Annotated in this window: 5 protein-coding genes (2 of these 5 running past the window's edge); 2 read left to right on the top strand and 3 right to left on the bottom strand. The window is 39.9% G+C overall.

Annotated features, from left to right (window positions below; genetic code table 11):
- A protein-coding gene (locus CLV95_RS13465; protein WP_026054037.1) for a GGDEF domain-containing phosphodiesterase crosses the window boundary here: on the bottom strand, nucleotides 1-578 show its start. It extends 1090 nt beyond the left edge of the window; only the first 578 of its 1668 coding nucleotides appear in the window; the start codon lies at nucleotides 576-578; its stop codon lies beyond the left edge, outside the window.
- Between the two features lie 547 nt (nucleotides 579-1125).
- On the opposite strand from CLV95_RS13465, the gene CLV95_RS13460 reads away from it, so the two are divergent.
- Nucleotides 1126-1533, top strand: coding sequence for a hemerythrin domain-containing protein (locus CLV95_RS13460; protein WP_002728832.1), 408 nt, complete (start codon nucleotides 1126-1128; stop codon nucleotides 1531-1533).
- A 6-nt stretch (nucleotides 1534-1539) separates the two neighbouring features.
- Here the strand turns inward: CLV95_RS13460 and CLV95_RS13455 are convergent, their stop codons facing one another.
- On the bottom strand, nucleotides 1540-2406 hold the full coding sequence (locus CLV95_RS13455) for an MBL fold metallo-hydrolase (protein ID WP_002737058.1): 867 nt from the start codon (nucleotides 2404-2406) through the stop codon (nucleotides 1540-1542).
- Between the two features lie 487 nt (nucleotides 2407-2893).
- Between CLV95_RS13455 and CLV95_RS13450 the strand changes: the two genes are divergently transcribed.
- On the top strand, nucleotides 2894-4558 hold the full coding sequence (locus CLV95_RS13450; protein WP_026054866.1) for a hypothetical protein: 1665 nt from the start codon (nucleotides 2894-2896) through the stop codon (nucleotides 4556-4558).
- A gap of 437 nt (nucleotides 4559-4995) precedes the next feature.
- Here CLV95_RS13450 and CLV95_RS13445 read toward each other — a convergent pair whose 3' ends face one another.
- A protein-coding gene (locus CLV95_RS13445; protein ID WP_002734191.1) for an efflux RND transporter permease subunit crosses the window boundary here: on the bottom strand, nucleotides 4996-7500 show its 3' portion. 600 nt of this gene lie beyond the right edge of the window; only the last 2505 of its 3105 coding nucleotides appear in the window; the start codon falls outside the window, past its right edge — the gene reads right to left on this strand; its stop codon occupies nucleotides 4996-4998.

The raw sequence follows: 7500 nt of genomic DNA, 5'->3' as shown, positions 1-7500 counted from the left end.
TTCAATCGGTCGGCTACTTTTGCGTAGATATATTCAAAATACGGATTATTTTCTTTGGATATGATCGAGTCCGGATTGGATATGGAAATCAGAAACGAAAAGTGTCCGTTCATGGCGGATTCGTCTTCGGTGATTTGTTTTCCAAAATGATTTAAAAAGTATTTTTGATTGGGAAGATTCGTATTTCGATCCCAGTGGCCTGTTTCGTATTCTTTCTTGGATTGGGCGTTCGGCTGAGGTTTAAACCGAATCATATAAGAGTCTTCAAAATTGTGAACGCTGAGCTGTAGCTGGAAATTCGTTTCACCTAAAAAGGAATCTTCAGGATCTTCGATTTCTTGAAGAAGATGGGATATGTTCGTATCGTTCTCCAAATATTGATTTTCCTTGGATTTGAGAAGAGGGATTATCTTTTCGTAAAGCACTTGGAAATTTGGGAAGGACCAAAAATTTTGGAATTTATGATTTGCGTACACGGTTTTCCAGTCACGGTCCAAAACAACAATTCCTTCCGTCGATTGATCCGAAAAATACAGTAACGATTTTTGTAAAGATGGAGATAAGTTCTGTATTTGCATTCCCATGTATGAAATTATAGCGTCAGATAGCAATAATGAAATTCGTAATATAATTCAAAATATTTTTTATTATAATTTTATATGGAAAATGTTTTTATTTTTTCCCTTTATAAAATTATTTTGTAGAACCCAATGAGAATTTTCGTTCGAATGAGAAAATTTTTCTTTTTGAGAAGTGAGCTAGTTTACATTCGTTTTGATAACGGATTGTAGATTTCAACAAAAGGCGACAAGAAGATCGGAAAGAACAATACGATAATTTCTCTAGAATCGAATTTTTATCATTATTTTCTGTGATGAATGTTTTTAGCCCGCAAACCGATGTAGAACAAATTAATCACTTGGCTTCAGAAGGCTTTTTTTCTTTTTGGAATTAAGGCTTTTTATCTTTTTCGGCTTATTTTGAACGAGCTGTAGAAAAAGATTCATTCAGAGTCTGCTCTAGGACCTTAGGATGTGGGAACTCCCAGGTTTGTTATAAACTTGTTGGGGTTTGTCGGTTTATATTAAGGTTTTAGGATAGGCTTTAAATACAAGGATAAAGGTTTTGAACATAGAGTTCTATAAGATTCAGTACATCGAAATTCAAAAACTACTGAACGATATTGAAAGCAGGCTTCTTAAGGAAGGGAAGATTTCCGAAGATATGGACGAACTTCTGCACGAGCTTGCAAGTTTTTCCGCGAGATTGAAACTTCATCTGAATCTGGAAGAAAATTTAATCTATCCCAAAATCAAAAACCTACAGATTGAAAATACGTCCGCTCTTGCGGAAAATTTCAGAAGCCGCTCCATCGACCTGAAGAATTCTTTTAAAAAGTACTATTGCAACTGGTTGCTTCCCTCCTCCATTTTAAAAAACGAAAGTCGGTTTCGGGAAGAAACGGAGGAATTGATTTTCAATTTGAGGGATAAGTTTCGAAAAGAAGAAAATGAAATTTATGTTCTTCTTTGAAGTCGCTTAACATTTTTCCATCCAGGAAATACAGTCCTTTAAAAGATTTTGCATCGTTTTGTATTCCTTTTTTACCGGATATCCGTGTCCTGGCAAAATCCATTCGAAGGGATAATCCTTCAATTTTTTCATGGAATTGATCTGTTCTGACCAGGAATACCAACAAACTCCCTTAAAGGCAATCAGGCGGTCTTTTTGCGGATCATAAGCGAGATGGTCTCCCGTAAAAAGAAAACGATCTTCCAGTAATAGCACCGAGTGTCCTTTTGTATGTCCCGGAGTGGGGATGATTTTGACGTCGCTTCCGAGCTTGAATACTGTTTCGCCTTTTAGAACGATTTCTGCGGAAGGAACCGATCTTTGATCATATTCTTGGATGATTCGATCGCATCCGAATCGTTCCTTGAATTTTTGATGGTCGGCTATGTCGTCTCGATGAGTTAAAAAATGGTAACGAATGCCTCCCAAAGATTCTATCTTATTCGCAAGAGAAGATACGAACCGGGGAGAATCAACGAGAATGTTTCCCTCTTCCCTAAGAATGAAATACGAAAACGCTCCAAAAGAATCTTTCGAATGATAACCGCAATAATATACGTTTGTTTCGATTTTGGAAGGAAACGTTTCCTTCACTTCTTTTAGATCCATTCTATCTTCGGTGCCTATGGAAGTGGTAGGACAGGAAAGCAAAGCTTGAAGCGCTTTGATCTTTTCGGATTCCGTCTCTGGTTGTTTTCTAACGTAAGAACCTCCGTTTTTTTCAGAGAAGATGGATGGTGCAAGGATTCTGCACGTTTCGCAATCGATGCAAGTGGAATCCACATAGAAGTTGCCTTCTTGGTTTTCCCGGCGTTTTTTCAACTGATTTGCCATACTTTTTAGACGTCGACCCTGTTCTCGCTCAGGCTTGAACGAAAAAGAATTCTAGAAATCATCCCGAAAACAGATTTCAACGATATAAAAAAACTTCGAGACTCAAAGAACGGTTTTTAAGACGGTTTCTAGAAAGATAACTTCCCAAATCAACTTATTTTTGCCCGAATTGATCCGGTTTGGAAATAATTTTTTGAATTTTATTCTTCCTTGGATTTTAAAAGATTTCTTTTCGCGTCTGTTCAGTTTATATCTTCGCTTCGCGATTCGACCGAACTGTTAGAGACATTGGGATCGTTTTGCGCGTTCGAAAAATATTCCGATATTTGCATTTAGTTAGTTCTTACTTACGTTATGAAGGTCGCGGATTGTAATTGAATTGAAACAATTTTCTCATCCGATTGTAATGAGAATGAAATATAGATTTCAGTGGAATTACAAAAAGCTCAAGCAGAGAAGGGGAAAGGTTGTTAACCGACGTCTTGAAATGGAAAAGCAAAAAAAATGTAATAAAAGAAGTAGAAAGTTACAAATCGGTTTTCAGATTTTTGGTTTAATTTTATCCATTGAAACCGGATTATTCGCTCAAGAAAAACCTACGGGTGGAGATTCTAAATCTCCTGAAAAAACGAAAAAAGAATTTTATGAGGACAATGATACCGGTTTGATTTATACAAAACCGGGCCCGAACCGAACTAAAATCGATTCTTTGGGGAAAGAAAATTATCCGGAACGCAAGGACATGCAACTTCCGAATCATTTCAAACACAGACCCGAAAATATAAATGAAGAGAAACTCGTGATTGCGGCAAGAACTCAGTTCCGCGGCGTCAGCGGGGATCGTCAATCCGCTTTTTCGGGGAACGAAGACTTTCATACCGTGGACGCGAACTTTAGACGACTCCGTCTCGGTTTTTTTTATCAGGGAGCGAAATGGTGGGGTTTTGCGACTCAACTTCGTTTGGAGAACGCTCTTAATAGCCAGTTTTTAAGAATCACGAAAAATAAAACTACGGGAGACGTTCAGGATGTCACGTTAAACGATGCTCGAGGTTTGATTCACGAGGCTGTGATTTGGGTGAACATTCCGATTCTCAGTTCTCGTGTTACTTTAGGACAGATTAACGTTCCGTTTAACAGAGAGTATATTCAAAGTTCCGCAAATTTCATTTCCTTGGAAAGATCGATTGTCACAAACATACTTCCTCAGTTCGATACGGGTGCGATGATTGCAATCCATCCTCTTGAAGCGATCGATAAAAAATATACGCGATATTTGTCTCTTCACGGTTTTATCGGGAACGGTCACGGTGGTGGTGGAGATTACGGTTACGGTAGAAGACAAGATAACACGGCCGCACGCCAGAATCTTCCTCAATTGCTTGCTCCGATTTATTACGGAAGAGTTCAATACAACGTATTCGGTGGTTTGATCAAAAAGGACAAGGATATTGGTTGGGTGGAAGGAGACGAGATCTTTCAAGACGATGCGAAATTATCTTTCGGGGCGGCCATGGCTCAGACGACTCAACTCAAGACTTCTCAGCCGGTTCCTATCGAGTTTCTTCTTAAGGATCAAACTCCGACTAGATTGGCGATTCAGCAAACGACTCCCACCGGAGGAATCGATCCCACAGGACTTAAATCCGATTATCTTGCAGACAGAACGATCACAACTCCGGGGCGTCCAAATTTTGGAATCGTCGGTCATACATATGATATGACTTTTACCTGGAAGGGTTTTTATTTGAATGGAGCGTGGAGTAAATTTTCAGGTTCTGCGGCCAACCAAGTGACGAGTTATCACGGTACAATCGGTTATAATTTTCATCTCTACGATTCGAAATATATTATGCCCGTTTTCAAGGCCGAGTTTCTGAAAGGAGATTGGAACCAGAGTCAAATGTTCGAACCCGGAGAGGCTTATTATATCTACTGGGCGGGAATCAACTTGATGGGAGATTATCATCTCTATAAGGTTCAACTTTTTTATCAAGTCATTCATACGAATACAGCTAAGCACTATTTTTGGAATACCACGGATAACTGCGACTCAAGAACGGTTTATCTTCAGTTCCAAGCAAACTTTTGGACCGGCACTTCCTCTCCGGAAAATGTTTCCGGCGGAGCGATTTATAGACAAGATTATTGATCCAAATCGTTAGGCAGGGATTGGTCCTAAAAAATTTCAGGAATGATCCAATCTCTGCATTTCCGTTGCGGAGTTCCTATGTTTTTGTGAAACTCAGCGTTTCGCTTCTATTGGCGTTCGACGGGATTTGGGATAAGTTCTTGGTAAGAATCCTGTTTATTAGGAATTAATAATAAACACAATTAAGTTTCTTTTTGGAAATTCCTCTCTAATTGCGAGGAAGCTCGCACATTTTCGAAAAAGAAGTCGATTCGCTTCCAACGGTTTTTCGAGGATCTTTTCTTCTATAAATCTTGAATTCGGGAAAGTTAAAGCTATCTCAAAAATATCTTAGAATGGGACGCACTTTAAGCGAAGATAGAGTATTTTTGAGATGGTTTCTTTTCCCTTTAGCTCGATCACGTTCGATAAGTGTTCAGTCGAAGTTTTACTTCTTTTTAGGTTTTCTTTTTGCCGAATTTTATCATAAGATCGTTAAACACGGATAATGTGACCGGAACGTAAAAAAGACTTCCTAATGTTCCGAAGCCTAATCCCCAACCTAAGGCTAATGTCATCGGAATCAAAACCGGATCCGAGCCCCCGAGACTGTATGCGGTCGGTAATAGACCCGCAACCGTAGTAAGAGTCGTTAAAAGAATTGGTCTAAATCTTCTTTGGCTCGCTTCTATCAGGATCTCGTCCATGCTTGCCTTGGAATCTTTTCTAATCGAATCGATACAATCTACGAGGACGATGGATGCGTTTACGAGAACTCCCGCTAAACCTATAATTCCGATCATCGCCAAGAAGCTGATGGATTTTCCGGAAAGAGGAAAACCGATCACGATTCCAATAATCCCTAATGGAATTGTACTGAGGATCAATATCGGTTTCCAAAAACTTTTAATCGTCAACGCGAGAATTCCAAAAATACCGAAAATTGCTATAAGACCGGCTTTAGCGAGAGATGTCATGGATCTTTGGGTGTCTTTTTCCTCTCCGCCGAATGTGAGAGATATTCCGGGATACTGTCGTTCGATTAAAGGTTTGAATTTGTTCGCTACTCTTTGATTTGCGTCGTGGGCGGTTATTTCGTCTAACTTTACGTCTCCATTTACCGTAATGGCGCGATCAAAATCTTTATGCGCGAGAAGTTCCGGGGATTCGATCAGATTCATTTTGGAAATCTTTGCAAGATTCGTAATATTCCCTGCTTTGTTTCTAAGAGGAATCGATTTGATTTCGTTCGGATTTTTGCGAAAGTCCTTGTCGTAGAGGACTCTCAAATATATTTTTGTTCTTCCCTTACGAACTGTCCCCGCTCTTTCTCCGTCGTAAGCCGTTCTCAAACCGTTTGCGGCGGATAATGTGGAGATGCCCGTAAAACTCTCAAGTCCTTTATCGAGTTGGATATACATTTGTTTACGACCGTAACGATAGTCGTCTCGAACGGAAAAAACCCCGGGAATCGATTTTAAAAACGACTGCAACTCGTTCGAAATCTTCTTTAGAGTTTCGTAATCATTTCCTTGGATCGATATCGTGATCGGTGCTCCGATTGGAGGAGCGTTTCCGAATTCTTCTAAAAAGATTTCGTTTACCCCCGGTGTTTTTCTGAGGTCCGGTTCGATGGAGCGAAGAATTTCGGACGCTTTTCTTTTCCGTTTTGCTTCCGGAGTCAGGTAAATAAGAATTACGGCAAGATTCTCGCCGAAACGTGATAAAGGATCGTCCGGGTCGGTTTGTTGTACTCCGATTTTTGTGGAGTAGCTGACCAATTCTTCCTTGGGAATTTTTTGAACGATATTTTCCATGTACTTCGTTTTTTCTCTGGTTTGGAAAATTCTGGAAGTAGGAGAGAACTCGGCTTTGATCATGATGATTTCGATGTCTTCTTTCGGAAAAAGGATAAAGTCCATCTGAGACATGGCACCGCAGGATCCGAAGACCAACAGCAAGATGATTGCAAACGAGGACTTTTTGTGTCGGATGTTAAACGAAACGAATTTTGAAAAATTCGTTTCGATCGAATGGAAGATGGAATCCATTTTGAGTCGGAATCGACTTTTGATTTTCATCTGGTCGGGAGTTTTTGCAAAGGCCACGATCCTTGCCGGTAAGAATAAGAAAGATTCTATAAGACTTGCAGTAAGTGCGACGATTACCACCAAAGGAATTTCCCAGATGAATTTTCCCATGATACCGGTCATAAATAACATCGGAAGAAAAGCCGTTACCGTTGTGAGATAAGATCCGAAAATAGGAACAACCATCTCTACGGTTCCGCGTAACGATGCGGTGAAAGTATCGTTCTTTTCCGAGAGATATGTGTATATGTTTTCCGAGATTACGATTGAGTTATCAACGAGCATTCCCAACGAGATTATTAAACCCATCATCGAAATCATGTTAAACGAAACGTCAAAAAGTGGAAGAACCGCAAACGTCATCAACATCGAAAACGGAAGAGAAAGAGAAGTGAGGGTCGCCGTTCTAAAATCCAAAAATAAGAATAAAATTCCGAAGACGATCGTAAATCCGATCAAAGCGTTGGAAGAAACCACACTGAGGCGATTTTTTGTTCTTTTGGCCTCGTCGTTCAATATGAATGTCTTCATACCGGAAGGATAGGTTTTGGATAATTCTTGCATTTTGGAATGAACATTATCCGCAACCTCGATTGCGTCCGCTCTTTCCTTTTTGATTACAGAAAGAATCAACCCTTGTTTCCCGTTTGCAATTGCAAGAAATCTTGGATACTCGAAAGTATCTTCCACTCTCGCGATGTCCCCGAGTTTTACCGTCGAGAAAATCTCGTTGGTCCTGGCCGGAATTTTGCCGATTTCGGAGGGATTTTTGAATTCTCCGTCGATTCTTAAATCGAATGCGGTTTCCGAATCCACCGAACCTGCGGGAATGTTGATGTTTCTGTTGCGGATGATGTTGATGATATCGTTTAA

Origin of the sequence: Leptospira borgpetersenii serovar Javanica (genome assembly GCF_003046425.1) — a bacterium.
Lineage (GTDB): Bacteria > Spirochaetota > Leptospiria > Leptospirales > Leptospiraceae > Leptospira > Leptospira borgpetersenii.
Note: the sequence above shows the minus strand (reverse complement) of the source record. Positions and strands in the feature narration are given on the sequence as shown.

Coding starts and splice junctions, on each gene's coding strand:
- CLV95_RS13455 (WP_002737058.1), bottom strand. CDS start 2,406: ATGGCAAATCAGTTGAAAAAACGCCGGGAAAACCAAGAAGGCAACTTC.
- CLV95_RS13450 (WP_026054866.1), top strand. CDS start 2,894: ATGGAAAAGCAAAAAAAATGTAATAAAAGAAGTAGAAAGTTACAAATC.